The 26,056-nt window shown below is 72.0% G+C and carries 26 protein-coding genes and 2 pseudogenes; 16 read left to right on the plus strand and 12 right to left on the minus strand.

The window, feature by feature from the left end; all coding sequences use genetic code 11:
- Window positions 1-30 precede the first annotated feature (30 nt).
- Together IF17_RS0126040 and IF17_RS0126045 are read left to right on the plus strand one after the other, a co-directional pair.
- Window positions 31-1,092, plus strand: a complete 1,062-nt coding sequence (locus IF17_RS0126040; RefSeq protein WP_030570506.1) for an iron chelate uptake ABC transporter family permease subunit — start codon at window positions 31-33, stop codon at window positions 1,090-1,092.
- A complete protein-coding gene (locus IF17_RS0126045) occupies window positions 1,089-2,123 on the plus strand; it encodes a FecCD family ABC transporter permease (RefSeq protein WP_030570509.1) in 1,035 nt (344 codons plus the stop codon). The genes IF17_RS0126040 and IF17_RS0126045 overlap by 4 nt, the downstream gene beginning before the upstream one ends.
- Window positions 2,124-2,142: 19 nt before the next feature.
- Here IF17_RS0126045 and IF17_RS0126050 read toward each other — a convergent pair whose 3' ends face one another.
- On the minus strand, window positions 2,143-2,565 hold the full coding sequence (locus tag IF17_RS0126050) for a hypothetical protein (RefSeq protein ID WP_244890550.1): 423 nt from the start codon (window positions 2,563-2,565) through the stop codon (window positions 2,143-2,145).
- 299 nt (window positions 2,566-2,864) lie between these two features.
- Here IF17_RS0126050 and IF17_RS0126055 point away from each other — a divergent pair, with 299 nt between their 5' ends.
- Window positions 2,865-5,354, plus strand: coding sequence for an ATP-dependent Clp protease ATP-binding subunit (locus IF17_RS0126055; RefSeq protein ID WP_030570516.1), 2,490 nt, complete (start codon window positions 2,865-2,867; stop codon window positions 5,352-5,354).
- Window positions 5,355-5,357: 3 nt separating this feature from the next.
- On the plus strand, window positions 5,358-5,525 hold the full coding sequence (locus IF17_RS1000000139340; RefSeq protein WP_167344532.1) for a hypothetical protein: 168 nt from the start codon (window positions 5,358-5,360) through the stop codon (window positions 5,523-5,525).
- Between the two features lie 18 nt (window positions 5,526-5,543).
- On the opposite strand, the gene IF17_RS0126065 is transcribed toward IF17_RS1000000139340, so the two are convergent.
- Window positions 5,544-6,656, minus strand: a complete 1,113-nt coding sequence (locus tag IF17_RS0126065; RefSeq protein ID WP_030570519.1) for an FAD-dependent oxidoreductase — start codon at window positions 6,654-6,656, stop codon at window positions 5,544-5,546.
- A 93-nt stretch (window positions 6,657-6,749) separates the two neighbouring features.
- Complete coding sequence (locus tag IF17_RS0126070; RefSeq protein ID WP_030570522.1) at window positions 6,750-7,295, minus strand: hypothetical protein; 546 nt, start codon at window positions 7,293-7,295, stop codon at window positions 6,750-6,752.
- Window positions 7,296-7,447: 152 nt separating this feature from the next.
- On the opposite strand from IF17_RS0126070, the gene IF17_RS1000000137225 reads away from it, so the two are divergent.
- Complete coding sequence (locus tag IF17_RS1000000137225) at window positions 7,448-8,119, plus strand: DUF6518 family protein (protein ID WP_220276757.1); 672 nt, start codon at window positions 7,448-7,450, stop codon at window positions 8,117-8,119.
- Between the two features lie 66 nt (window positions 8,120-8,185).
- On the opposite strand, the gene IF17_RS0126080 is transcribed toward IF17_RS1000000137225, so the two are convergent.
- The 4 genes from IF17_RS0126080 to IF17_RS0126095 all read right to left on the minus strand — a co-directional run bounded on the left by IF17_RS0126080 (window position 8,186) and on the right by IF17_RS0126095 (window position 10,592).
- Window positions 8,186-8,452, minus strand: a complete 267-nt coding sequence (locus IF17_RS0126080; protein WP_030570527.1) for a DUF4235 domain-containing protein — start codon at window positions 8,450-8,452, stop codon at window positions 8,186-8,188.
- Window positions 8,449-8,982: a DUF3618 domain-containing protein gene (locus IF17_RS0126085; RefSeq protein WP_030570529.1), complete on the minus strand. Its 534-nt coding sequence runs from the start codon at window positions 8,980-8,982 to the stop codon at window positions 8,449-8,451. The genes IF17_RS0126080 and IF17_RS0126085 overlap by 4 nt, the downstream gene beginning before the upstream one ends.
- Entirely contained in the window at window positions 8,979-9,392 is a 414-nt protein-coding gene (locus tag IF17_RS0126090) for a phage holin family protein (RefSeq protein WP_030570532.1), read from the minus strand. Before IF17_RS0126090 ends, IF17_RS0126085 begins: the two co-directional genes overlap by 4 nt.
- Window positions 9,393-9,542: 150 nt before the next feature.
- Window positions 9,543-10,592 carry a YihY/virulence factor BrkB family protein gene (locus tag IF17_RS0126095; protein WP_076968642.1) on the minus strand — a complete coding sequence of 350 codons (1,050 nt, stop codon included), beginning with the start codon at window positions 10,590-10,592 and terminating at the stop codon, window positions 9,543-9,545.
- 166 nt (window positions 10,593-10,758) lie between these two features.
- On the opposite strand from IF17_RS0126095, the gene IF17_RS0126100 reads away from it, so the two are divergent.
- Window positions 10,759-11,634 carry an RNA polymerase sigma factor SigF gene (locus IF17_RS0126100; protein WP_030570538.1) on the plus strand — a complete coding sequence of 292 codons (876 nt, stop codon included), beginning with the start codon at window positions 10,759-10,761 and terminating at the stop codon, window positions 11,632-11,634.
- A gap of 94 nt (window positions 11,635-11,728) precedes the next feature.
- Here the strand turns inward: IF17_RS0126100 and IF17_RS0126105 are convergent, their stop codons facing one another.
- Window positions 11,729-12,211, minus strand: coding sequence for an ATP-binding protein (locus IF17_RS0126105; RefSeq protein ID WP_106980239.1), 483 nt, complete (start codon window positions 12,209-12,211; stop codon window positions 11,729-11,731).
- A 279-nt stretch (window positions 12,212-12,490) separates the two neighbouring features.
- On the opposite strand from IF17_RS0126105, the gene IF17_RS0126110 reads away from it, so the two are divergent.
- The 3 genes from IF17_RS0126110 to IF17_RS0126120 all read left to right on the plus strand — a co-directional run bounded on the left by IF17_RS0126110 (window position 12,491) and on the right by IF17_RS0126120 (window position 16,083).
- Window positions 12,491-13,360: a universal stress protein gene (locus tag IF17_RS0126110; protein ID WP_030570545.1), complete on the plus strand. Its 870-nt coding sequence runs from the start codon at window positions 12,491-12,493 to the stop codon at window positions 13,358-13,360.
- Between the two features lie 200 nt (window positions 13,361-13,560).
- Complete coding sequence (locus IF17_RS0126115) at window positions 13,561-15,294, plus strand: sensor histidine kinase (protein WP_030570549.1); 1,734 nt, start codon at window positions 13,561-13,563, stop codon at window positions 15,292-15,294.
- Window positions 15,295-15,402: 108 nt separating this feature from the next.
- Window positions 15,403-16,083: a response regulator gene (locus tag IF17_RS0126120; protein ID WP_030570551.1), complete on the plus strand. Its 681-nt coding sequence runs from the start codon at window positions 15,403-15,405 to the stop codon at window positions 16,081-16,083.
- 15 nt (window positions 16,084-16,098) lie between these two features.
- Here the strand turns inward: IF17_RS0126120 and IF17_RS0126125 are convergent, their stop codons facing one another.
- From IF17_RS0126125 to IF17_RS0126135, 3 genes are all read right to left on the minus strand, one after another.
- Complete coding sequence (locus tag IF17_RS0126125) at window positions 16,099-17,721, minus strand: phytoene desaturase family protein (RefSeq protein WP_030570553.1); 1,623 nt, start codon at window positions 17,719-17,721, stop codon at window positions 16,099-16,101.
- A 48-nt stretch (window positions 17,722-17,769) separates the two neighbouring features.
- A complete protein-coding gene (locus IF17_RS0126130) occupies window positions 17,770-18,252 on the minus strand; it encodes an SRPBCC family protein (RefSeq protein WP_030570555.1) in 483 nt (160 codons plus the stop codon).
- Window positions 18,253-18,381: 129 nt separating this feature from the next.
- Window positions 18,382-18,603 carry a DUF6480 family protein gene (locus tag IF17_RS0126135; protein ID WP_030570557.1) on the minus strand — a complete coding sequence of 74 codons (222 nt, stop codon included), beginning with the start codon at window positions 18,601-18,603 and terminating at the stop codon, window positions 18,382-18,384.
- A gap of 159 nt (window positions 18,604-18,762) precedes the next feature.
- Between IF17_RS0126135 and IF17_RS0126140 the strand changes: the two genes are divergently transcribed.
- From IF17_RS0126140 to IF17_RS0126170, 7 genes and pseudogenes are all read left to right on the plus strand, one after another.
- On the plus strand, window positions 18,763-19,179 hold the full coding sequence (locus IF17_RS0126140; protein WP_030570559.1) for a CBS domain-containing protein: 417 nt from the start codon (window positions 18,763-18,765) through the stop codon (window positions 19,177-19,179).
- Window positions 19,180-19,487: 308 nt separating this feature from the next.
- Window positions 19,488-19,937, plus strand: a pseudogene (locus IF17_RS0126145) (NAD-dependent epimerase/dehydratase family protein); the annotation flags it as partial.
- Between the two features lie 75 nt (window positions 19,938-20,012).
- A pseudogene (locus tag IF17_RS01000000136695) lies at window positions 20,013-20,909 on the plus strand (glycosyltransferase family 2 protein).
- A 442-nt stretch (window positions 20,910-21,351) separates the two neighbouring features.
- Window positions 21,352-21,711, plus strand: a complete 360-nt coding sequence (locus IF17_RS1000000139040) for an ANTAR domain-containing protein (RefSeq protein ID WP_051884123.1) — start codon at window positions 21,352-21,354, stop codon at window positions 21,709-21,711.
- A gap of 137 nt (window positions 21,712-21,848) precedes the next feature.
- Window positions 21,849-22,076 (plus strand): hypothetical protein, encoded by a 228-nt coding sequence (locus tag IF17_RS0126160; protein ID WP_030570566.1) that lies wholly within the window; start codon window positions 21,849-21,851, stop codon window positions 22,074-22,076.
- A gap of 241 nt (window positions 22,077-22,317) precedes the next feature.
- On the plus strand, window positions 22,318-23,100 hold the full coding sequence (locus IF17_RS0126165; RefSeq protein WP_030570569.1) for a SigB/SigF/SigG family RNA polymerase sigma factor: 783 nt from the start codon (window positions 22,318-22,320) through the stop codon (window positions 23,098-23,100).
- Window positions 23,101-23,161: 61 nt separating this feature from the next.
- Window positions 23,162-25,429, plus strand: a complete 2,268-nt coding sequence (locus IF17_RS0126170) for a catalase (RefSeq protein ID WP_030570573.1) — start codon at window positions 23,162-23,164, stop codon at window positions 25,427-25,429.
- A gap of 55 nt (window positions 25,430-25,484) precedes the next feature.
- Here IF17_RS0126170 and IF17_RS0126175 read toward each other — a convergent pair whose 3' ends face one another.
- Window positions 25,485-26,021 carry a cysteine hydrolase family protein gene (locus IF17_RS0126175; protein WP_030570576.1) on the minus strand — a complete coding sequence of 179 codons (537 nt, stop codon included), beginning with the start codon at window positions 26,019-26,021 and terminating at the stop codon, window positions 25,485-25,487.
- Between the last annotated feature and the right edge of the window lie 35 nt (window positions 26,022-26,056).

Raw genomic sequence — 26,056 nt, forward strand, 5'->3', positions numbered from 1 at the left:
CCCGGGTAGCTGGTCGCTCAGGGAGGTTCGATGCCACAGGTGCTCGCGAAGACGACCGCGCCACCACCACCGGCCGCGCCGTCGAGGTCGTCGCGCCGCAGGACACGCCGGCTCCTCGGCCTGGCCGCCGCCGTCTCCACGCTGCTGGTGGCGGTGCTGCTCAGCGTCGCGATCGGCTCGGCGATGCTCCCCCTCGACGTGGTGTGGCAGGCGCTGACCGCTCCCAACGGCTCCGCCTCGCACGCCACGGTCAGCGGCGCCCGCATGGACCGTACGCTGCTCGGCATCGTCGTCGGTATGTCCCTGGGCGTGGCGGGGGCGCTCATGCAGGCCCTCACCCGCAATCCGCTCGCCGATCCGGGGGTCCTCGGCGTCAATGCCGGCGCGGGTTTCGCCGTCACTCTCGGCGTGGCCGTCTTCGGCGTCACGCGCATCGAGCAGTACCTGCCCTTCACCTTCGTCGGTGCCGTCGCCGGAGCCGCGGTGGTCTACCTCGCCGCGAGCGGTGGCCGGGCCGGGCCCTCGCCGCTGCGGCTCACCCTCGTCGGGGTCGCCTTCACGGCGGTGCTGAACGGCATCTCCCAGACCCTTGCGCTGATCGACACGGAGACCTTCGACCGCATGAGGTTCTGGGGAGCGGGCACCGTCACCGACCGCCCGACGGGAACCGCCGGTGACATCGTGCCGTTCGTCCTGGCCGGTCTGCTGGTCGCCGTCTGCTGTGCGCGCCCGCTCAACGCGATCGCCCTCGGCGACGACGCGGGACGGGCGGTCGGTCTGCGGGTCGGCGCGACCCGGGGCGGTGTGGTGGTCTCGGTGGCCCTGCTGTGCGGTGCGGCGACGGCCGCGGCGGGCCCGCTGATGTTCGTCGGCCTCATGGTGCCGCACGCCGTGCGGTGGCTCACCGGGCCCGACTGGCGCTGGATCCTCGCCTACTCCGCCGTCCTCGCCCCGGCGATCGTGCTGGTCGCCGACGTCCTGGGCCGGCTGATCGTGATCCCGGCCGAGCTGCCGGTCGGCGTCACGATGCCGGTCATCGGAGCGCCCGTACTGATCCTGCTCGTCCGCGGAAGCCGGGTGAGGGAGCTGTGAACGGGGTGTTCGTCCTCAGGGCGGGGTCCCTGAGCCTGAGAGCGGCGCGCCGCTCGGTCGTCGTGTGCGCGCTGCTGGGGGCGGCGCTGGTCGCGCTGGCCCTGTGGGCCTTCACCCTCGGCAGCTATCCGCTGAGCCTCGGCGACCTGGCCGCGGTCATGTCGGGCACGGCGGGGAACGGGGTCCGCACCGTGGTCCTGGAGTGGCGGGCGCCGCGCATCGTCGCCGCCGTCCTGTTCGGGGCCGCGCTCGCCGTGGGCGGCGCGATCTTCCAGTCCCTCACCCGCAACCCGCTCGGCAGCCCCGACGTCATCGGCTTCACCACCGGCTCCTACACCGGCGTCGTCCTCACCCTGCTGGCGGGCGCGAGCAGTTACTCGGCCCTCGCGGCGGGAGCGCTCGGCGGCGGGCTCATCACCGCCTTCGCCGTGTACCTGCTGGCGTTCCGGCGGGGCGTGCGGGGCTTCCGGCTCATCATCGTGGGCATCGCGGTCGGCGCGCTGCTGTCCTCGGTCAACACGTGGTTCCTGGTGAAGGCCGATGTGGACACCGCGCTGCGGGCGGCGGTGTGGGGCGCCGGTTCGCTGAGCGCCATCGGCTGGCCCGCCGTCACGATGGCCGCCGTCCTGACGGCGGTGGTCGCGACGGCGGCCCCGGTGGCGCAGCGCCGGATGCGGTGGCTCGAACTGGGCGACGACACGGCGGCGATGCTGGGGGTGCCCGTCGAGCGTACGAAGCTGCTGCTGGTCGTCCTCGGCGTGGCCGCGACCGCCGCGGTGACCGCAGCGGCGGGCCCCATCGCCTTCGTCGCGCTGGCGGCGCCGCAGATCGCCCGCCGTCTCACCGGACGCGGAACGGTCGACCTCACCGGTGCCGCGCTCGTCGGCGCGCTCCTGCTGCTCGGCGCCGACCTCGTCGCGCAGCACGCGATACCGGGCGTGTCACTGCCGACGGGCGCGGTCACCGTGTGCGTGGGCGGGGCGTATCTGCTGGTGCTGCTGGTGCGGGAGTCGCGGCGGGGGGCGAGATGAACGTTTCTTCCGGCGGTGGTCACTCGGCGGGGGCGCCCCAGGCGTGAGGGGAGGAGCGTCTCTGCGGGCTGCTGGGGCTGCTCGGGCGGCCGGGATTGCTGGGGCGGTCGTCCGACGGCGTGCGGGACGCGGTCCAGATCGCCTCGATGCCGAGCGGACGGTAGCCGTCCTCCGGTGTCCAAGGCGAGGAGGTGGAACGTTCCTGCGGGTGAACATGCGTCAAGGGCGTCGGCAGCGCCTTGCGTTCGATGCCTCCCAGGCGTCGTTCGAAGTCGGCCTGGAGCCGGTTCATGGTGTCGAGGAAGTCCTCGAGCGGAATGCTTCCTTCGTACATCTGCTCCTCTTTTCCCGCGTCGTCTGTTCCTGCGTCGTCCCGCGCAGTACGGCCTCGAAAGTCGTCAAAATCGAAACGAAATAGGCTTTCCGTCGTTGCACCCCGCACAACGATCTCTTCCGGCGGGGGGAATGCTGCATTCGGGTGAACCGCGGGCGTGACGGGGCGCGGTCGCTCGGTCGCGCCGCCAGGACCGGGAGGGCCACGGTGTCCGTGCGGCCGCCGTGCCGTCCGGCCGGTGCGGTACTCCGCCACGACGCCCTTGCGGAGCGCGTACGCGGCCTCGAGCACTTCGCCGGGCGGGTGGCCAGGGTGCTGCCCGGGCCCGTCCCGCCGTACCGTTTGCGAACCCCGGGACATCGGGTTTGAGTGGATGGGACCCCCCCATCCGCTCATCTGGAGCTGGCATGTCGATGGCATTCGGTTCTCCCTCCGGTTCGCCGGACCCCTTCAGTGACCTGCTGAATCGTTTCTTCGGAATGTCGCCGGCATCGTCGCCCCCGGCTGTGCAGCGCGTCCCCATCGGCCGGCTCCTCACGGAGTCCTCGCGCGAACTCCTGGACGCCGCGGCCCGCAGAGCGGTCCAGGACGGCACGTCCGACCTCGATACGGAGCACCTGCTGTGGGCCGCCACCCAGGTCGAGCCCACCCGGAGGCTGCTCGCCCAGGCCGGGGTCGACCCCGGGCACCTCGGCGACCGGATCGCCGAGGTGCTGCCCCGGGAGTCCCAGGAACCGTCCTCCGAGCCCGGCCTCACCCCGGCCGCCAAGCGGACCCTCGCCCTCGCGCACGCCCGGTCGCAGGCGGCGGAGGTCTCGTACATCGGGCCCGAGCACATCCTCGGCGCGCTCCTCGCCGACGCCGACTCCGGCGCCTCCCGGTTCCTGCGCGCCGAGGATCTGGACGTCGGGGAGCTGCGCGGAGCGACGGGCCGGGCGTCCGGCGCGAACGGGGCTCCGGCCGGTGGCGGGCAGCCGTCCGAGACGCTGGACGAGTTCGGCAGGGACCTGACGGAGGACGCCAAGGCGGGCAGGCTCGACCCGGTGGTGGGCAGGGCCGAGGAGATCGAGCAGACCATCGAGATCCTGTCGCGGCGCTCCAAGAACAACCCCGTGCTCATCGGTGAGCCGGGCGTCGGCAAGACCGCCATCGTGGAGGGGCTCGCCCAGCGCATCGTCGCGGGCGAGGTCCCCGACACCCTCAAGGACAAGCGGGTCGTCTCGCTGGACCTGTCCGGCATGGTGGCCGGAGCCCAGTACCGCGGCCAGTTCGAGGAGCGGCTGAAGAAGGTCATCGAGGACGTGCAGAAGGCCGAAGGGGAGATCATCCTCTTCATCGACGAACTCCACACCGTCGTCGGAGCGGGCGCGACGGGCGAGGGCTCGATGGACGCGGGCAACATGCTCAAGCCCGCCCTCGCCCGCGGCGAGCTCCACGTGGTCGGCGCGACGACGATCGACGAGTACCGCAAGCACATCGAGAAGGACGCCGCCCTGGAGCGCCGCTTCCAGCCCGTCCTGATCCCGGAGCCCACCGTCGAGGAGACCGTACAGATCCTCGAAGGGCTGCGGGACGCCTACGAGGCCCACCACCAGGTCCGCTTCGCCGACGGGGCCCTGACAGCGGCCGCGGAGCTGTCGGACCGCTACATCAGCGACCGCTTCCTCCCCGACAAGGCCATCGACCTGATGGACCAGGCCGGTGCCCGCGTACGGCTGCGCAGCGCGAACCGCTCCACCGAGGTCGTCAGCCGGGAGGACCGCCTCGCCAAGCTGCGCCGGGAGAAGGACCAGGCCGTGGCGGCGGAGGAGTTCGAGCGGGCCAAGGAGCTGAAGGAGCAGATCGCCGAGGTGGAGGGTGAACTCGCGGGCATCGAGGAGCGGAGGGAGGGCGTCGTCTCCGTGACGGCGTCCGACATCGCCGACATCGTCTCCCGCCGTACCGGAATTCCGGTCTCCCAGCTCACCGCGGGCGAGAAGGAGAAGCTCCTCAGGCTGGAGGAGGAGATGCACGCCCGGATCGTCGGCCAGGACGAGGCGGTCACCGCGGTCTCCCAGGCCGTACGCCGTAACCGGGCGGGCATGGGCGACCCCAACCGGCCCGTCGGCTCGTTCCTCTTCCTCGGTCCCACCGGCGTCGGCAAGACCGAGCTGGCCAAGACGCTGGCCGAGCTGCTGTTCGGCGCCGACGACCGGATGATCCGGTTCGACATGAGCGAGTTCCAGGAGAAGCACACGGTCGCCCGGCTCGTCGGAGCGCCTCCCGGATACGTCGGCTACGACGAGGCCGGCCAGCTCACCGAGAAGGTGCGGCGCAATCCGTACAGCGTGGTGCTGTTCGACGAGGTCGAGAAGGCGCACCCCGATGTCTTCAACACGCTGCTCCAGATCCTCGACGACGGCCGGCTGACGGACGGCCAGGGCCGCACGGTCGACTTCCGCCACTGCGTCGTCATCATGACGTCCAACATCGGCGCGCACCGCATCCTCGCCCATCAGGGCGATGCCGCCGAGCTCAAGGACGAGCTGATGGAGGATCTGCGCGGGCGGTTCCTGCCCGAGTTCCTCAACCGCATCGACGACATCATCGTCTTCCACAGCCTGACGGAGGACGACCTGTCCGAGATCGTCGAGCACCTGCTGGACCGCAGCAAACGCCGTGTCCACGCGCAGGGCCTGACGCTGGACGTCACCGAGGCGGCGAAGAAGCTCCTGGTGGCCCACGGCTACCAGCCGGAGTTCGGCGCCCGCCCGCTGCGCCGCACGATCCAGACCGAACTCGACAACCGCGTCGCCTCCTTGCTCCTCGGCGGTGAGGCAGAACCGGGCGACACGATCGTCGCCGATGTGCAGGACGACTCCCTCCACTGCACGATCCGTAACGACGACAAGGAGTGACCGATGGCTCACCACCACCACAAGTCGAACGAAGAGGTCGAGGGCGACCCCGACACCGGCCACAGCCGTGGCATGCCCCGCCGCCCGGACGAGAAGAAACTCGACGAGCGCCTGGAGAAGGACCGCGAGGAGGTACGCCGTCCTCCGGAGGAGGACGGCCGGGCCGGCTAGCCGGCACCGGGAGCGGCTTCAGCGCCCCCGTGCCGTGCGGCCGAGGGCAAACCGGGCGATGCCCGGCCGCCCTTCGACCAGGTCGGCGGCGAGTTCGCCGATGGCGGGCCCGAACTTGAAGCCGTGCCCGGAGAAGCCGGCCAGCACGGTGACCGGGCCCTGCCGGTCGATGACGAAGTCCTCGTCGGGCGTCGTGGTGTAGAGGCAGGTGAGGGGGGCCGGCTCGGTGCCGGCCACGCCGGGCAGCCATTCCTCGGCGTAGGCGCGGAGGCGTCCGACGGCCGCAGGGTCCGGCGTACGGTCGCGGTGGTCGGGGTCCACCACCGGTCCGACGCCGTGCAGCCCGATCTTGACGCCGTCCACGCTGCCCAGCCCGTACAGTCCGCCCGGCACGTGCCACCCGGCCCCCGGGTGGTGGATGAACGACGGCCAGTCCAGCGCGTCGGGGACCGGGAAGTGCACCGGCTGCTCCTGGGTGACCCGCATCGGCGGCAGCCCGCTCACGAGGTCCGGCAGGAAACCCGGCGCCCAGCCGCCCACGGCGACCACGACCGCGTCCGCCGTCAGCGCCTCGTCGGCGTCCGTGACGACGGTGACCCCGCCCCCGGTACGCCCGGTGTCCCGGATCTCCGTCACGCGCACCCCGTGCCGCACCTCGGCGCCACGCTGCCCGGCCGTCTTGAGCAGGGCGGCTACGGCATCGTCGGCGTGCACCCGCCCGGCGTCCGGGTGGTACAGCGCGGTGGTGTCGGCCCGCAGCCCCGGCCACCGCTCGGCCACCTCACCGGGGGACAGGCGCCGCGCGGACCGCCCCGCCCCGGCGAGCACGCCGGCCAGCCGCTCCACCGCCTCGGGCAGACCGTGGTCGACGGCCCCGGTGAGCGTCAGCACCGACTGCCCGCTCTCCTCCTCCAGCCGCCGCCACAGGGGCAGCGCCCGCAGTGCCAGCTCCGTGTACGAGGGCTCCGCGTACGCCAGCCGGAAGATCCGGGAGCTGCCGTACGAACTGCCGCGGTCATGGCCCGGGCCGAAACGTTCCAGCACGGTGACCTCGTGGCCGCGTACCGAAAGGCGCCAGGCGGCGGCCGCCCCCATCAGCCCGCCACCGATGACGAGAACCCGTAGAGCCATGGCCCTGTGTCCTTTCCTGTGCCGGACCGTGCCGGTCACCGTCCACGTACCGCGATCCGGACGACCCCGACAAAGGATACGGACGGCAGGTCCTCAGCCCGGAGCCATCACCAGGTCGCCGATCACCGCCAGCCCGACCTGTGCGGCCAGCCACGGCGCGCGTTCGGCCTCGATCTGCTTCACATGGACGAAGACGGTGTGGTCGGTTGCGGGCTCCTCCAGTTCGAGGTCGCGGGCGTTGACGCACAGCGTCACGAACGCGCCCCTGGCTCCACCGACACCCAAGCCGATTTCGGGGGCCTCGGGCCAGCCCATGAAGTCCCACCGTACGGTGGCCGGGCTGCCGTCCAGCGCGTCGAGAAAGGGCCCGACGGGATCCGGGGAAGCGGCCCAGCCCCTCAGTCGGAGGGGCAGGTGCGTCAACGGGTCGTCGCCCTCGGCCGATGAGCCGCTCTCGCCCCACTCCGCGTCCGGGAACAACGTCAGCAGAGATGTCAGGACGTGCGCCGAGGAGACGAGCACCTCGAAATCGACTTGCAGGTCCCGGAGATCGGCGATCCCGAGCAACCGCCCGACCGATCGCAGGCCCTCTGAGAGATCAGCCGTCCTCAGCACGGGCTGCGCATAGGAGTTGGACATGGCGGCCACAATGCCATCGGAGCACCGGCACTATGCACTGCATGTATACGTGAGGTGTATAGTCGCGAACTCCTGAGAACCTCCGAGAGCCCCGCAGCCCCGCAGCCCCGGAAGAGCTCCCCGAAGCCGAGACCGTGACCATGGAGATGGCGATGACCACCAGCACCATCCCGGACGCCCCGGGCGTCCCGGCCGCCCCCGCCGCGCCGAGAGGCGACGTGCGCACCCGGGTCGGCCGCGCCGCGGTGGCGGCCGGGGGCGGTCTGCTTCTCGGTGTGCTGACCAACCTGGCCCAGGGATGGCTGCCCGACACGTGGCAGCAGCTCGCCAACTCGGGTGCGGTCTGGTCCGCCGTCGCCTTCGCCGTCGGCGCGGTGCTGTACCGGCAGGAGCGGGTCGTCCACGCCGCGTCGGGCGGCGCGGTCGCGGAGGTCGGGCTGGTGGTCGGGTACTACGGCTACGCCGAGTTCGGGCGGGACGGGGCGGGCAGTCTCTTCTTCCCGCTGGTGTGGCTCGGGCTGGGGCTCGTCGCCGGGCCCTTGTTCGGTGCGGCGGGCTGGTGGTGGCGGCGAGGCCTGGACGTGCGGCGCCGCGTTCTGAGCCTGGGTGCGTTCGCGGGGCTCTGGGGGATGGAGGGGCTGATGTACGCCGTGGACCTCGGCTACATGCCGGAGGCGTACGCCTGTCTGGCGCTGTTCGTCCTGATCCCGCTGCTGATGGCCCGGGACCACAAGGAGCGCGCTCTGACGCTGGGGGCCGCCGCGGTCTGCGGGCTCGTCGCGTACGGCGCCGTCGAGGTCCCTCTCCAGATGCTCAGCGCCTGACCCGTACTCCGGGCCGCCGTCCGGGCGGTGCCGGCCCGCTCGTGCGTGGGCCGGCACCGCGGCGGGTCAGGCCGGCCAGGTGCCCGTGACGCGGCGGGTCGCCTGGGCGCCCGAGCGTTCGACCGCGGCCTTGACCACGGCGAAGATCGCGCCCTGTACGGCGGCGGCGAGGAGGATCTGCCCCCACGGGCGGTCCTCGTCCAGGGCGTCGGGGGCGTCGCCCTCGCCCTCTATGAGCTTCCACGTCTGCTTGAACGCGGCGCCCGCGATCATGCCGCTGAGCGCACCCAGGGCGAAACCGACCGGCTTGTAGGCGATCTTGGACGGCTTCATCGGTTACGTCCCCGGCTGCGACGGATCAGCAGGAAGGCGACCAGCACCGCACCACCCACGACGAGCGGGGTGCGGTTGGCGCGGGCGGCCGTTGCGGCCCGGTCCGCCTTCTCCAGCAGCGGGTCGGGGGTCTTCTCCGCCGCGTACCGCCGGGCCTGGGCCGCGCTCTCACGCACCTGTGCGGTGGCCTGTGCCGTCTTCTCCAGCACGGCGTCCGGCGTCCGGTCCTTCACCAACTGCGCGGCCTGCCCGGCCTTCTCCCGGATCTGGCCGGAAGCCGCGGCCGCCTTCTCCGCGGCCTGCTCCCTGACCACGGCGGTCTTCTCGGCGGCCTGTTCCCTGGCCACCGCTGCCTTCTCCGCGGCCTGCTCCTTCACGGCCGCCGTCTTCTCCTTCGCCTGCGCCTTGATGTCGGCCTTGGCCGCCAGCGCCTCGACGGTCTGCCCGAGTTCGTCGCGCGTCCGCTCGACCTGCTCGCGCAGCTCCTCGGGGGTGGGCGTGCCCATCTTGTTCTGCGATTCGTCGTTCATCGGTGAGCCTTCTCCTTGACCTCGGCCAGATCGGCCTTGACGCTGTCGATGGTCTGTTCGGGTGCGGGGGTGCCTGCCCGGGCGATCTGCTTCTTCCCGGCCAGGGCGGCCACGCCGGCCACCGCCGCCAGCACCGCCGTGACGATGAGCGCCGCCGCCCACACCGGCAGTGCCAGTGCGAGTGCGGCGATGCAGGTCACCACCAGCGCCTGGGCCGCCAGGATGCCGACGAGACCCGCGGCGCCGAAGAGACCGCCGCCCTTCCCGAACCGCTTGCCCTTCTGCGTCATCTCCGAACGTGCCAGCTGCATTTCCTCGCGGACCAGCTCCGCGATCTGCCGCGAGGCACGCGAAACGAGCACACCCACCTGGTCGCCGGTGGGGTCGGTCTGCCGCTCTGCTGTGCTCATGATGAGGTCACCTTGCTCTCCTCGATCGGTCGGAATCGTCACGGGGACGGGGGCTGTTGGGCGGAATGCCCTCGTCCGGATGTGTACGCCGTCGTCGTCCGGCTACCCGCCAACGGCGGCCGCACCCGTCCCGCAGCGCGCGGACACCGCTCACTGCTCCATCCGCCGGCGGTCCCCGTCGCTCCAGGCCCGGGTGTCCCGGGGCTCCACGTACGGCTCCTCGTCCTTCGGGTGGCCGCCGGCGATCGCACGCTGGCGGACCATCTCCGCGTCGAACTCCAGCCCCAGGAGGATGGCCAGGTTGGTGATCCACAGCCACACCAGGAAGACGACCACGCCGGCTAGGGCGCCGTAGGTCTTGTTGTACGAGGCGAAGTTCGCGACGTAGAACGCGAAGCCGGCCGACGCGGCCAGCCAGATCACCAGGGCCAGGAAGCTGCCCGGCGTCACCCACGTGAATCCGCGGCCCTTGGCGTTCGGCGCGGCCCAGTAGAGGACCGCGATCATGACGGTGACGAGCAGGACCAGGACCGGCCACTTCGCGATCGACCAGATGGCCAGGGGAGTGTCCCCGATCCCCAGGGCGGCACCGGCCTGCCGTGCCAGACCGCCGGAGAAGACCACGATGAGCGCGCTGGCACACGCCAGGATCATCAACGTCACCGTCAGGGCGAGGCGCAGCGGCAGGACCTTCCACACCGGCCGGCCCTCGGGCATGTCATAGATGGCGTTCGAGGTGCGGATGAACCCGGCGACGTAACCGGAGGCCGACCACACCGCGACGGCCAGACCCGCGATCGCCATGAACGAACCGACACCGGCGTTGCCCTGGAGCTGCTCCACGGCATCACTGATCACGTCCCGGGCGGAACCGGGTGCCAGCTTCCGCAGGTTCTTGAGGACCTGTTGCGTGGCGGACTCGCCCGCGAGGCCCAGCAGGGACACCAGCACGAGCAGGGCGGGGAACAGCGCCAGCACCCCGTAGTACGTCAGAGCAGCGGCCCGGTCCGCGAGTTCGTCGTCCTTGAACTCCTTCAGGGTGCCGCGCAGCACCGCCGTCCAGGAGCGCCGGGGCAGCTCGGTGGGACGGTCCGGTGCCCGCTCCTCCACCTGGTCATCAGGTCCCGCTCGGCCGTCACGGCGTACGTTCCCGCCCGCGTGTTCATCGCCGGGTCCCGGCTGCTTCGGTGCGTCTGTCATACCCGGCGGGTGTCCACAACGGCGGCACTCATGTGTCCGTGAGGCGCCGGTCCGGGCCGACTTCTGATTGCCGCCGTTCCGCACGCGTGTTCCACGCCGACGCGGGTAGACGCAGCCACATGCAGGCGGGATTCCGCGGCAGCGTCCGGCACAGGGAAGGTCCGTAATGTCGATACCCATGGAGGCCACGACCGGGGTCGCCGCGTCGGCGGTACTCGCGCCCGCGGTACTCCCGCAGATCGACGATCCGCAGAAGATCGCCCCGAAGGACGCCCGGGCGCTGGGAACGCTCTTCTTCCAGCAGTTGCAGGTCCTCGAAGAAGGCACGCACGAGTACCAGTACGCGCGCAACACCCTCATCGAGATGAACCTGTCGCTGGTGCAGTTCGCCGCGAAGAGATACCGCAACCGCGGCGACGGCCAGATGGAAGACATCATCCAGGTCGGCACCATCGGCCTGATCAAGGCGATCGACCGCTTCGAGCTGTCGCGTGAGGTCGAGTTCACCTCCTTCGCGATTCCGTACATCGTCGGTGAGATCAAGCGCTTCTTCCGCGACTCCACGTGGTCCGTCCACGTCCCCCGGCGCTTGCAGGAGCTGCGGGTCACCCTGGCCAAGGCCAAGGAGGAGCTCACCTCCACCCTGGGCCACGACCCCGGCGTCGCGGAGCTCGCCGCACATCTGGACATCTCCGAGGAAGAGGTCATCGACGGCCTCGTCGCCTCCAACGGCTACACCGCGGGCTCCATCGACCTCCCGCTCGGCGGGACCGAGCAGGGTGTCTCCGACAGCGGCACCAGCTACGCCGACATCACCGGCGACTGCGACCCGGGCATGGAGCTGGTCGAGAACCTCCACGCACTGGCCCCGCTGCTGGAGACCCTGGAGCCCCGCGACCGCGAGATCGTGCGGATGCGCTTCGGCCAGGAGATGACCCAGGCTCAGATCGGCGAACACCTGGGCATCTCCCAGATGCATGTCTCCCGGCTGCTCTCGCGGCTCCTCGCCACGTTGCGGGAAGGCATGCTCACCCAGAACTGAGCCACCGGAACCCGGTCGAAGGTCGAAGAAGTATCCCCCGCAGCGGCCCGCTGTGGGGGATACTTCTTTGTACGGGGACCAGGCTGCGGGAGCCCTACCAGGCGGCCGCGGGGCCCGCCGGATCACCCTGCGGGCCGTCGAGCAGTGAGATCTCCACGCGTACACGCTTCCCCACGGGTTCGCGGCGCACTTCGAAGCTCTCGCAGACCGCGAGAACGATCTCCAGCCCGTGCTGCCCCATGCGCGTCGGGTCGGCCTGCCGGCTGGTGGGCAGCACCGAACCCGTGTCCCACATCGTGATGCTCAGCATGCCGTCGCCCGCTTCGAGGTCGAGGAGACACGGGCCCGGCGCGTACTTGCAGACGTTGGTGGCCAGCTCGCTCACCACCAGCTGCGTGACATCCATCGCCCGCTCCGACACGGGCAGACCGTGCTGCGCCTGCGCATCCGTCAGGAAGTCCCGGACGAAGGCCCGGGCCCGGGCGATCTCTCCCGAACCCATGTCGTACGCGGCACTGCCCAGCACGGTGCCCGTACCCGCCGTCCGCCGGTCCTGTCCGGTCTCTCGGTCCGTCATCAGCAGTTCCACGTCGTGTCCCCCGTCGGCCAGCTGCACCACACAGCTCTCAAGCTCTCAAACGCAACCCGCCTACCCGCCGCCACACGTTTCAGTCCCGGGTCAGTCCCAGGAAATTGTCAGCTTCGGGCCACCGGTACGCCGCCTGCAGCATTCCGGTGCCCAACGGGCCCAGGGGGGAGGGCCGATCGGCCCTCCCCCCGGACCGGCCCCGCCCGTGATGCTGGTTCCAGCGGCCGGCCGAGGGGTCGGTTCGCACGGACGTACGGAGGCAGACTCGTGAAGAAGGCCGTGGTCGTAGGGGTGGACGGTTCGCCGGAGAGTCTGGCGGCGGCCGACTGGGCGGCGCGCGAGGCGTCCCTGCGGGGCCTGCCGCTGCGCATCGTGCACGCCTGGCTCTGGCAGCCGCTGGACATCCCCCTCGTACAGAACCGGGAGGCGGAGGCCCAGGCCGCCCGTGCCGTGCTGCGGGAGGCCGAGGACCAGGTGGCCGGGCGGTACCCCGAACTGTCCGTCTCCAGCCGGGTGCTGCCCGAGACGGCGGTCGTGGCGCTGCTGGCCGAGGCCGAGCGGTCCGCGCTGCTCTGCCTGGGGACCCGGGGGCACGGGGCCCTGCTCGGCTTCCTCCTCGGCTCCTACGGGCAGCAGGTGATCGCCGGGGCGAACGGTCCGGTCGTCTCCGTCCGGGCGTACGACGGTGAGTACCCGGTCCGCGAGAACGGCGAGGTCGTCGTCGGCCAGCAGGGCACCCCCGACGACAGCGCGGACGTGCTCGGCTTCGCCTTCGAGGCCGCTTCCGTACGGGGAGTCCCGCTGCGCGCGGTCCGCGCCTGGAGCCTGCCGCCCGTCTACACCTGGAGCGCCTCCCTGGCCCTCGCCGACGCCTCGGGAGGGCTGGAGCCCTTCGAGCGCAAGGCGCTCCAGGAGGCCCTGGCCCCGTGGCGCGAGAAGTACCCCGAGGTCCGGGTCACGGAGCACGTCGAGATGGGCAGCGCCGGACAGGTTCTGGTGGAGGAGTCCGCCGAGGCGCAGCTGATGGTGGTCGGGCGGCGCGCCCGCCGGGCCCCGATCGGCACCCGGATCGGCTCGGCCGCCCACGCGGTCCTGCACCACGCCCGCTGCCCCGTCGCCGTGGTCCCGCACGCCTGACGCCTCCCCCCCCCCGGGCCCGCACGCCTGACGCCCGCCGTCCGCAGGCCCGACCGCTCCCGTCCCCGCACGCCCGACCACCCCGTCCCCGCGCGACGAGCCCGCCCTGCCTCCCCGCAGGGCGGGCTCCGGCGCATGACGGCCGGGGCGGCCCTCTAGAGTGGCGCGGTAGATGACGGGGCGGAGGGGAAGAGGGCGCTGTGGGGGATGAGCAGCCGCTGTCGCGGATGCCTCAGATGCGGCTGGACGAGCTGCTGGAGGAGTTGCAGGCGAGGATCAACGCCGCCCGGGGGACCCGCGACCGGGTGCACAGCCTGCTGGAGGCCGTCGTCTCCGTGGGCCGCGAACTGGACCTCTCCCAGGTGCTCCGCCGCATCGTCGAGGCCGGCGCGCACCTCGTGGACGCGCAGTACGGGGCGCTCGGCGTGATCGGACCCGACGGACGGAGCCTGTCCCAGTTCCTCACCTCCGGGATGACGGCGGAGCAGCGGCAGCTGATCGGACCGCTCCCGGCCGGGCACGGCCTCCTCGGTGAGCTGATCCGGCATCCCGAGCCCCTGCGGCTGAGCGAACTGGGCACGCACGAGGCCTCGTTCGGCTTTCCCGAACACCATCCGCCGATGCGTACGTTCCTCGGCGTGCCGATCCGCGTACGCGACGAGGTCTTCGGGAACCTCTACCTCACCGACAAGCGCGACGGCCTTGACTTCGACGCGGAGGACGAGTCCGTGATCACCACCCTTGCGGTGGCGGCCGGAGTGGCGATCGACAACGCCCGCCTGTACGAGAGCGCGCAGCGCCGGCACCGCTGGCTGCGGGCCGGCGCCGAGGTCACCAACCACCTGCTGTCGGGCGACGCCCGCCAGGACGTGCTGGAACTGATCGCGCGACGGGCCGGCGAGATCACCGGCGCCCGCCTGGCGGAGGTGTCCTCGCCCGTCCCCGGCACCGGCGACCTGATCGTGGAGCTCTCCGTCGCGCTGTCGGAGGGCGAGGACGGGGGCGACGGCGAGGGCGACGACGGCCTCCAGGGCCGCGTCGTACCGGTCGACGGCACGCTGGCCGGTACCGCCTCGGCGGCGGGCACCCAGGTGGTCTCCGCCTGCCTGGGAAAGGACCCCCGCTTCCTCGCCGACCCCCACCTGGCCGCAGGCCCGGGCCCCGCGGTCGCCGTTCCGCTGGGGGCGGCCGGAGCGGACGTCCTGCTGCTGGTCCGCGCGGTCGGCGAACCCGTCTTCACCGAGGCGGACCTGGAGCCGCTGCTCGCCTTCGCGGGGCAGGCGGCGCTCGCCCTGGAACTGGCCGTACGCAGGCGGGACGCCGAGCACGTCGCGCTCCTGGAGGACCGGGACCGCATCGCCCGCGACCTCCACGACCTGGCGATCCAGCGCCTCTTCGCGACCGGGATGACGCTCCAGAGCACCGCCCGGCTGATCGAGCACACCGGAGCGGCCGAGCGGGTGGCCCGGGCCGTCGACGACCTGGACGAGACCATCAAGATCATCAGGTCCACCATCTTCGGCCTGCGGGCCCGCGACGACGGCCCCGCCTCCAGCCTGCGCGCCCGGGCCTCCCGCACGGTGGGAGACGCGGTCACCTCGCTCGGCTTCCCGCCCCGGCTCAGCATGGAGGGCCTCCTCGACACCGACGTACCCCTCGATGTGGCCGAGCACGTGGTGGCGGCGCTCGGCGAACTCCTCAGCAACGCGGCCCGCCACGCGCACGCCGGCCGGGTCGAGGTCAGCCTGAAGGCGACGGCGGACGAGGTGCGCCTGACGGTCTCCGACAACGGCACGGGCATCCCGGAACAGAGCCGCCGCAGCGGCCTGGACAACCTCGCCGAGCGCGCCCGCCAGGCGGGCGGGACCCTGGAGCTGTCGACGCCCGACGGCGGCGGCAGCCGGCTGGTCTGGCGCGCCCCGCTGAGCCCGTAGGCCGGCGGCCGATGAGGGCCGACCGGCCCTGTTCGCAGGCCTCGGCGGTAGGGCACGATCGTCACAGCCCGCCGCGGTGGGCACGGACGAGAGATGACGGAGCGTGTGATGACGGACAGCGGTACGGGCGCCGACGGGAAGGCCCCGGTGACGGTCTTCCTCCTCGACGACCACGAAGTGGTGCGCCGGGGCGTGCACGACCTGCTGGACGCCGAACCCGACCTGACCGTCGTCGGTGAGGCGGGCACCGTGGCCCAGGCCCTCGCCCGGGTCCCGGCCCTGCGCCCCCAGGTCGCGGTCCTGGACATCCGCCTGCCCGACGGGGACGGCGTGAGCGTCTGCCGTGAACTGCGCTCCCGGATGCCCGGCCTTGCCTGCCTGATGCTGACGTCCTTCGACGACGAGGAGGCGCTGCTCGACGCGATCGTGGCGGGCGCCTCCGGCTACGTACTGAAGCAGATCACCGGCACCGACCTCGTCCAGGCCGTACGGACGGTCGCCTCCGGCCGGTCGATGCTCGACCCCGGTGCGACCGCCCGCGTGATGGCCCGCCTCCGCGACGACGCCACCCAGGACGACCGGCCCTCGGGGGTGGCGGCGCTGACCGCCCGGGAGCAGGACATCCTCGCGCTCATCGGCGAAGGGCTCACCAACCGCGAGATCGGCCTGCGGCTCCACCTCGCCGAGAAGACGGTGAAGAACAACATCTCCCGCATCCTGGCCAAGCTCGGCGTCGAACGCCGTGTCCAGGCCGCGGTCCTCGCCACGGAGGCCCGACGGCCCGGCTGACCTTCTGACCCGCCCTCACCTCAGGCCTCCCCGCCCGCGCCGGCTCATCATCCGCTGTGCGGTGCTCAGTACGGTGGCGGTCGCGCGGGTCGAACGCAGGGCGGCCCGGGCCGCGTTGGCGCCCGGGGCGCCGTGGACGCCGCCGCCCGGGTGGGCGGAGGCCGAGGCCAGGTACAGCCCCTTCACCGGGGTCTCGGGGCGGCCCGTGCCCGGCACCGGGCGGAACACCAGCTGCTGGTGCATCGCCGCCGTGCCCCCGTTGATCGCGCCGTGGTGGAGGTTGCGGTCGGCTGCCTGAAGTGTGGGTGGTGCCAGGATCCGCCGGGCCAGGACGCGGCCGCGGAAGCCGGGAGCGTACCGCTCCACCTGCTCCTCCACCCGGTCCGCCATCCTCTCCTGCTCGTCCCGGCCCCACGCGCCGGACAGGCCGTCCGCCCCGGCGTCCGCCTTCACGCTGTTGGGGACATGGGTGTAGGCCCAGGCCGACTCGGTGCCCCGGGGCGAACGGGTCGCGTCCGCCGTGGTCATCTGCCCGAAGAGGAGGAAGGGGCGGTCCGGGACCAGTCCGCGTGCGATCTGGGAGGCCCACCGGCTGAGCTCGTCGACGCCCTCCGCCAGGTGCACGGTCCCCGCCGTGGCCGCTGCCGGGCTGTCCCACGGGACGGGGGCGTTCAGCGCCCAGTCCACCTTGAACGTGGCGAAGTCCCACTGGAACCGCCGCATGTCGTCGAGGAGCCGGTCCGGCAGATGCTCCGCGGCGACCAGCGACCCGTACAGGCTGGGGGCGGACACATCGGCGAGGACCGCCCGGCGGGCCTGGAGCGTGTCCCCGGACGCGGTACGGATCCCCACGGCCCGGCCCTGCCGGACGACGACCTCGCTCACCCGCTGTCCGCACCTCACCTTTCCCCCGCGTGCCTCCAACCGCCTGACCAGGGCCGCGGTGAGGGCGCCGGCGCCCCCGACCGGGACCGGAAAGCCGTGGGCCTGCCCCAGCATGGACATCAGCCAGCCGAAGCCGCCGCTGCCCGCCGCCTCGGGAGCCAGATCCGCGTGCAGCGCGTTGCCGGCGAGCAGGAGCCGGCCGCCCTCGCCGGTGAACTCCTCCTCGCCGAGCCTGCGTACGGGAAGGAGAAGGCTGCGGGCCAGCCGCAGCCCGCCCGCCGCCCGCAGCCGGGCGAGCAGCTTCCCGCCGGCGAGGACCGGCGGGAACGGGGAGAAGAGCGAGGCGACGATGTCGTCGCCCAGCCGGTCCCAGACACCGCACAGGTCCAGCCAGCCCTGCCCGTCGCCGGGGGCGAAGCCGTCGAGGGCCTCGGCGGTGGCCGCCCGGTCGCGGTCCAGCACGGCACACCTGCCGTCCAGGAGAGGGTGGGCGAGCACCCGGGGAGCACGGCTCCAGCGGAGCCCCTCCCGTTCGAGGTGCAGCGCCGCCAGCACGGGGGAGACCGCCGCCAGTGGGTAGAACGAGCTGAACAGGTCGTTGACGTAGGCCGGATGGACCTGCCGGTCACTGCGGACCGCGCCACCCGGCTCGTCCTGTTCTTCCAGGACCTCCACCGACCAGCCGGCGTCCGCCAGCACATTGGCGGCCACCAGGCCGTTGGGACCGCTTCCGATCACTACCGCGTCGACCATGGCACCGCCCTTCGGCCGGGAGCACGCGCACGAGGCGGAAGCCCCGGATCAGTCGGCGGCCGGTGCGGTGGCACGCCTGCCCCCGTGCGGCTCCGGGGCCGTCACCCGTTCCACCAGCCGGGCGAGGCGCGCCAGCATGGTGCGGTGGCGGAGCTGGAGCACGGTGTCGAGCAGGGGATTGTGCAGCGTGCCGCCGAGGCCGCGCAGCGGGTGCTCGTCGACGATCACGAGGGTCCGCTCGCCCCACGGCCGGATGTCGAAGGCGATACGGGCCGTCCCCCAGGGGCCGCCCTCCGCCTCCAGCTCCAGCGTGCCCGGCCGGTCGATGTACCGGACGACGGTGCGCCCGGCGAACCGCTTGGGCCCCACATGGACGTGGTAGGTGATGGAGGCGCCGCTCTCGGGCCAACGGCCGCTCTCAGGGCGGGAATCGGAGGTCCCGACCACCCATTCCCCGTACAGGGTCTCGTCCTCCAGGACCGACCAGACCGCGGTCGGCGGCCGGTCGATGAGGTGGTGCCGTACGGCCATGATCTTCCTCGCTTCGCACAGCGGACGATCCGTTCCCGCCTGCAATTGTGCCCTGCGCCGGGCGGTCCCGCCGCTCGGTGGGAGGCATCGCCGCCGGGGTTCAAACGTGAGGCCGGGACCGGGCTCCCGTCACAGAAGCAGGGCGTAGAAGCGGAAGAAGGCGGCCACCAGTACGGCGACCGTGACGATGGCGATCAGCGGCGCCGTGGCCCACCCCCGGGGTGGCGCGTGGCGCGGCCCCGCTTCCGAGGTGCTGCCCTCGGCGGGGGGAGTCTCACCGGGAGGGACGGAGCCACCCGGTTCCAGGCCGGGGGTGTCGCGGGGATCGGGGTCGGGGTTTCCGGTGCTCATGTCCTGCGGGTACCCCTCAGGGCCGCGGCGCACCACAAATGGTCCGAACGGGTGCACCGGACACGCCGCTCGCCCCGCCGGGGCAAGCGGCGTTAGGAATGCCCTGAGGAGGGAACCCGCCGCGCCACGGAGCGATCCACACGTACGGAGGGAAAGACCATGGCAACCGCACGCGAGATCATGACCAGCGGTACCGAGTGCGTCGGCGAGAAGGAGAGCGTCCTGGACGCCGCGAAGAAGATGACGGAGCTCGGCGTCGGCGCCCTCCCGATCTGCGGTACGGACAACAAGCTCAAGGGCATGCTGACCGACCGCGACATCGTGACCAAGGTGCTCGGTGCCGGCAAGGACCCCGCCGGGTGTACGGCCGGCGAGCTGGCCCAGGGTGAGGCGGTCACCATCGGCACCGACGACCGTGCGGAGGAGATCCTCCGCACGATGACGGAGCACAAGGTCCGCCGGCTGCCGGTCATCGACGGGCACACCCTCGTCGGCATGGTCGCCACCGCCGATGTGGCCCGCTCCCTGCCCGAGCCCGACGTGGGCTACCTCATCGAGGTCCTCTCCACCGACTGAGCCGCCCCGGGGTCCTTCTCCCTCATGCCCTGGCCGGGCAGAGACCCGGCCGGGGCATCGGCCTGCCCCGGCCCGGCCACCCCTCGATGACCAGGGAACCGAAGGTTCGCCCATGCGAACTGAATTCGATGTGTGAACCGTACTCGCCGGTGAACCCGGCCAGCCGTGACCGTCGGGAACACGGCGGTCGATCGCGCTCCCGCGCCGCCCGCCGCACCCTGCGGAACAGCCCGCGAGGCGACATCTCCCCTCGGCGTCATGCCTGTTGTCCGGTGTGCGCGGGGCGTCGAGACCCCTCTCCACCGCGGATGAAAGGCCGTCCTATGTCATTGATGACGACACCAGCCCCTTGGTGCCGCGCCGTTGTCACCGGGGGCGCCGGTTTCCTTGGCTCCCACCTGTGCGAACGGCTGCTGGATTCAGGAGTCGAAGTCGACTGCGTGGACAATCTGCTCTCCGGCTCCGAGGGCAACATCGCCCATTTGGAGGGGCGGCCCGGCTTCCGGTTCGTCCGGTGCGACGTCTCCTCCGACGCGGTGATCGGCCACCTGCCCGGCCCCTACGACCTCGTCCTGCACTTCGCCTGGCCGCGCTCGCCGGCCGACTGTCTGCGCCATCCGCTGGAGACCATGGACGTCGGGAGCCTCGACACCCGTAACGCGCTGGCCCTCGCCCACCGCGACGGCGCCCGATTCCTGCTCGCCTCCACCTCCGAGGTGTACGGCGATCCGCTCGTCCACCCGCAGCGCGAGGACTACTAGGGCAACGTCAACCCGGTCGGCCCGCGAGAGGGGCCCGGGCGTGGCTCACAGGGATGAGCAGGGGGCGAGCACATGAACGACCCCCGCACCACGGTCGTGGTCATCACCCACAACCGCCGCCCCGAACTCCTGCGCACGCTGGCTTCCCTGCGAGCCCTGCCCGAGGCCCCCGGGGTGATCGTCACCGACAACGGCTCCCAGGACGGCACCGCCGAGGAGGTGGCCCGCCTGTACCCCGAGGTGACCCTGCTGACCCCCGGCCGCAACCTGGGAGCCGTTGGCCGCAACCTCGCCGTCGAACACGTGCACAGCCCGTACGTGGCCTTCTGCGACGACGACACCTGGTGGGAGCCGGGCTCCCTGCGGCACGCCGCCGACGTCCTCGACCCGCGGCCGCGCCTGGCCGCCGTGACGGCCCGCATCGTCGTCGAACCGTCGGGGGAGGAGGACCCCGTCGTCGCCGAGCTGCGCGATTCCCCGCTGCCCGGCCCCGACTGGCTGCCGGGGCCCGCCCTCGGTTCGTTCCTGGCCGCCGCGACCGTGATGCGGACCGACGCCTTCCGGTCGGTGGGCGGATTCCACCCCGGCCTGTGGCTGGGCGGCGAGGAGGAGCTCCTGGCCACCGACCTGCTGCGACGGGGGTGGTGGCTGAGCTACGTACCCGAGCTGCTGATCCACCACGCGGCCCTCGGCCGCCCGGGACAGCACCGGGCGGCGGACCCTGGGCCTGCGGAACACCCTCTGGTTCACCTGGCTGCGCCGCCCCTGGATCCCCGCCGTACGCCGGACCGTCGAACTGGCGCGCACGGTCCCCCGCGACCGGGCCTCACTGCGGGCTTCGCCCAGGCGGCGGCAGGGCTGCCCTGGGTCCTCAGGCAGCGTGCCCCCGTGCCGCGACCTCTCGAAGCACGTATCCGTACCCTGGAGCTGGCCCGCCGGACGTCGGCCGCACGCCGCTACGTGGGGTGAGCGGCGGGCGGTCCCACGGGCGGAGGAACGGACGGATTCCGGTGCGAGAGGCCGTCGAGCGGTGGGGGAACGTCACTCCGGATCGCGCCGCCGCAAGGCCGCGTGTCGGGTTGGCCGTGCCTTCGGCGCCATGCCTATGCTCCGTGCGGTGGAAGGGCGTTCCGGGCACACCGCACATGTCCTTCCGCCACAAGTCGGCCGGGCGAAGAAGTCAGCCAGCCGCGGGTGGTACCCCTCGACGGCCCCGGCCGTGCCCGGGGTATGCCGGCGGGTGTGCTCGCCCCACGGGCCGCGCCTGCCGTGGGGCCCCTGCGCCGCCCCTCGCAGGGGGCCCGACCATCGTCTCCGGCCTCCCCGCGGACGGCTGCGTCATGCGGGACGGCAAGCGCCGACGTTCGGCACGACATGGACGCGGGGGAGCGGGGAAGGAGAGAGCCGGAGTATGCGAGAACAACTCGATCAGGACCACGACATGCATGTCGCACCGTCCGGCCCCGAGGCCCCGGCGCAGCCTGAACCCGGGCTGAACGCCGAGGTGGCCGCGCTCCGCAGCGAGATCGAAGGACTGCGTACCGCGCTCAGCAGCCGCCCCGTGATCGACATCGCCCGCGGCATCCTCATCGCCTCCACGCCCTGCACCAGCAGTCAGGCCTGGCAGACCCTGGTCAGCGCCTCGCAGGAGAGCAACATCAAACTGCGGGACATCGCCCACCAACTCGTCGAGAGCTTCCACGGTATCCCGCTCCCGCCCGCCACCCGCCGGGCCCTCCAGACCGCCATCCGGCACACCCGCGCGCGCTGAACGGCCCCGGCAGGGGGCGACGGCCCGTGCGCGTGTTTACGCGCGTGGTTCGGGGTCACCCCACATATACGGCACCCAGTCGCCCCGGGAGGGGCAGCGCCGTGCGGGCGCTCCCCTCGGGCGCCCTGCGAGGAGCCATGGACCGATCCACCGTCGAACTGCTGCTGACCGCCCAGGAGGACACCATGCGTGACATGCGCAGGCTGCTGCGGGCCAAGGTTCTCAAGGCCCGCGGGCTGATCAAGGAATCGGACGGAAAGGCCCTCGACGACCCGGAGCGCACCGACGAGGGCCGCCGTCGTCAGGCCGAGGCACGCGAGGAGGAGCGGAAGCGGAACAGGCCCGGCGGGCCTTCCGGCCACTAAGCCCCGGGTGGCTCCAGCGGCTCTCGGGCAGTGGCCCGCCCGCGGCCTCCGGTCAGGTGAACATACCGCTCCCCGGTTTTCGCGCTCGCCCGTACGTGGGAAGGCCACGAGGTGCTTCGGAGATGAGGCGCGCCCCGGCGACGGAGGCCGTGCGGGTCGTGCTCACGGACGTACGGCACATCCCCGCCCGCCATCTTCCCGGCGACAGCGATCCCCGTACGGCGAGGAGTTGAGCCGCCCCATGGCCGATGAAAGCCGGTACGCCGACGACCCCGACACGGAAGCGGACTTCCGCCGTCTCGTGGAACTGCGCGACGGCCCCGGGAAGGCGCGGCTGCGCGGACAGATCATCTGCGCGTGGCTGCCCATGGCCCACCGTCTCGCCGCCCGGTACCGCAATCGCGGTGAGACGCTGGAGGACCTGCGCCAGGTCGCGGCGATCGGTCTCGTCAACGCCGTCGACCGCTACGATCCCGCGATCGGACGGGCCTTCGCACCCTTCGCCGTGCCCACCATCACGGGGGAGATCAAACGGCACTTCCGGGACCGTATGTGGTCGGTACACGTCCCCCGCCGGGTCCAGAACCTCCGCAACGTCGTCCGTTCAGCCGACTCCGAACTGGCCGCGATGGGCATCACCCCCTCTCCGGCCCGGATCGCCGAGCACACCGGGCTGACCGAGGACGAGGTACGGCAGGGGAGCGAGGCGCTGCACGGTTTCAGCGCCCTGTCCATCGACGCCGAAACCGCTGCCGGGGAGCCGCTCCTGGGCGACCGGCTGGGCGCCCTGGACGACGCGTTCGACCTGGTACTCGACCGCGAGGCGGCGAAGCCCGGCATCCGCCGGCTGGCCGAGCGCGAAAGACGGGTGCTCTACCTCCGGTTCTTCGCCGGTATGACCCAGAGCGCCATCGCGACCGAACTGGGCCTCTCCCAGATGCATGTCTCCCGCCTCATCACCGAGTCCTGCCGCCGGATCAGGGAGAGCGCCACACGTGAACCCACCTGGGCACAAGGCTCGTGAGGCCGAGCACGCGCGGGGGCCGCGCCCAACTGCCCCCCTCCCACCGATCCATGGAGTTGTCATGAGCGACAAGAACCCCCTGAAGGCCGTAGCCGAGAAGGCCGCCGACGCCTTGGGCGTGGCCCCCACCCCGGAAGAAGGAGTCCCCGGCAAGCCTGCTTTCCGGTCTCCCCCGGTCGAGGAGCCCACCCGGCCGCAGGCCCCGCTGCCGCCCAAGCCGGACCAGAGCAGTCCGGCCACCATGAGCCCCACGGGCCAGGACCTCGGCGTCGACCCGGCGGACCTCGCCCAGTCGGGCCCCTACCTGACCACCGCCCAGGGCGCCCGTCTGTACGACACCGACCACTCCCTCAAGGCGGGGCAGCGGGGCCCGGTGCTCCTCCAGGACCACCACCTGCGGGAGAAGATCACCCACTTCGACCACGAGCGGATCCCCGAGCGCGTCGTCCACGCCCGGGGCGCCGCCGCCCACGGGGTGTTCAAGGGCTACGGCACCGCCTCGGGCGTCTCCAGGGCGGCCTTCCTGGCCAAGGGCGTGGAGACCCCCGTGTTCACCCGCTTCTCCACGGTGCTCGGTTCGCGCGGCTCGGCCGACACCGTCCGCGACACCCGCGGCTTCGCCACGAAGTTCTATACCGAGGAGGGCGTGTTCGACCTCGTCGGGAACAACATCCCGGTCTTCTTCATCCAGGACGCGATCAAGTTCCCCGACGTGATTCACGCCGGGAAGCCGCACCCCGATCGGGAGATCCCCCAGGCACAGAGCGCCCACGACACCTTCTGGGACTTCGTCACCCTGCACACGGAAGCCACGCACCACACCCTGTGGAACATGTCCGACCGGGGCATCCCGCGCTCGTACCGGACGATGGAGGGCTTCGGCGTCCACACCTTCCGCCTGGTGAACGCGGAAGGCGCGACCACTCTGGCGAAGTTCCACTGGAAGCCCAAGCTCGGCGTGCACTCCCTGCTCTGGGAGGAGGCGCAGATCATCAACGGTGTCGACCCCGACTTCCACCGCCGGGACCTCGCCGACGCCATCGAGGCGGGCGCCTTTCCCCAGTGGGAGCTGGGCATCCAGACGTTCCCCGACACCGCCGACCAGACGTTCGAGGGCATCGACCTGCTGGACCCGACGAAGATCGTGCCGGAGGAGCTGGCCCCGGTGCAGCCGATCGGCCTGCTGACGCTGAACGCCAACCCGTCGAACTACTTCGCCGAGACCGAGCAGGTCGCCTTCCACGTGGGCCACCTCGTGCCCGGCATCGACGTGACCGACGACCCGCTGCTCGCCGGACGGCTCTTCTCGTACCTGGACACGCAGATCACCCGGCTCGGCGGACCGAACTTCGGTCAGCTGCCGATCAACCGCACGCATGCCCCGGTCAACGACATGCTCCGGGACGGGATGCACCAGACGGCCGTCCACCGGGGTGTCGCCCCCTACCGGCCCAACTCCCTCGACGGTGGCTGCCCGTTCCTCGCGGGAGCGGAGACGGGGGCGTTCGTGGAGAGCCCGGTGACGGTGCCCGAGGCGAGCAAGGTGCGCGCGGCCCCGGCCTCGTTCGCGGACCACTTCACCCAGCCCCGGCTGTTCTGGCTGAGCATGACCCCGGTGGAGCAGGAGCACATCATCGCCGCGTACACCTTCGAGCTCTCCAAGTGCTACGAGCAGGCCATCAAGGAACGGGCCCTGATGGTGCTGGCCAACATCGACACCACGCTCTGCGAGCAGGTGGCGGCCGGCCTCGGCCTGCCGGCCCCGCGCGCCACGGAGGAGCTCGCCACGCCGGAGCCCAGCCCGGCCCTCTCCCAGGTGGGCTCCACCTGGCCGCCGGACGGCCGGATCGTGGGCATCGTGGCCGATGCCGACAGCGACCTGGCCGGGGTCCGCACCGTGCGGGAAACGGTGCTGGGGGCCGGCATGGTCCCGCTGGTCATCGCCCCGACCGGCGGAGTCCTCGACCCGGACGGCGACCCGGTCACCGTGCAGCGCACGTTCGCCAACGCGCGCTCGGTGGAGTTCGACGCCATCCTGCTGGCCGGTGCGCCCGGCCCCGGGGACGACGCGTACGGAGCGCGGGACGCGAAGGCCGGGGGGCCGGCGACGGCGACCGACCCCCGGGTCCTGCTGCTCCTGTCGGAGGCGTTCCGCCACGGCAAGGCCGTCGGCGGCTGGGGCGAGGTCGCCGGGGCGCTGGAGGCGGCCGGTGCGCACGCCACCCTGCCCGGAGTGGTGACCGGCGACGACCCCGCCACCGTCCTGGAGCAGATCTCCCGGCTGCTCGGCGAGCACCGGGTCTGGGACCGGTTCCCCGCGGGCATCTGACCGGATCCGATGGGCCGGGGCTCCGCCGCGGCGGCCCCGGCCCGTCGCCCGGCCCTCAGAACGCGACCGTCTCCGCCTTGAGGATCGAGGCACTCATATTGCGCTCCATCATGCGCAGGGCGGCCTCGGCGAGATCCTCGTGGATATGGGCCACGGCGTCCTCGGGCACGGTGACACGTAGCTGCCGGATATGGGCGTCGAGGGCCGAATACAGAATGCACTGCTCCGTCACCTGGCCGCAGAGCACGACATGATCCACCCCGAGTTGGGAGAGCAGATAGCTGAGCGGGGTCTCGTAGAAGATGGAGTGCCGCGCTTTCACGACGAAGAGGGAATCGTCGTCCGGCAGGATGGGCTCGACCAGTTCGGCGTTCTTCCCGGCGAGAGTCGTCTCGATGATCTCCCCGTGGTGCGATCGCCATTCGCCGAAATTGTCGTTCGCGTAGATGACCGGGACACCTTCCGCGCGAGCACGGTTGATGAGGCCGGTGAGTGGTGGAAGGGCCCTACGGACGGCGGGCACGAGGAGTTCGGCATCAGGGTGGTCGTACGCGTTGATCATGTCGATGACGATGAGAGCACTATTTCCCATGACGTCATCCTCTCACCGCGTCCGCAGAGCGACAT

Source organism: Streptomyces cyaneofuscatus (assembly GCF_000718135.1).
GTDB lineage: Bacteria > Actinomycetota > Actinomycetes > Streptomycetales > Streptomycetaceae > Streptomyces > Streptomyces cyaneofuscatus.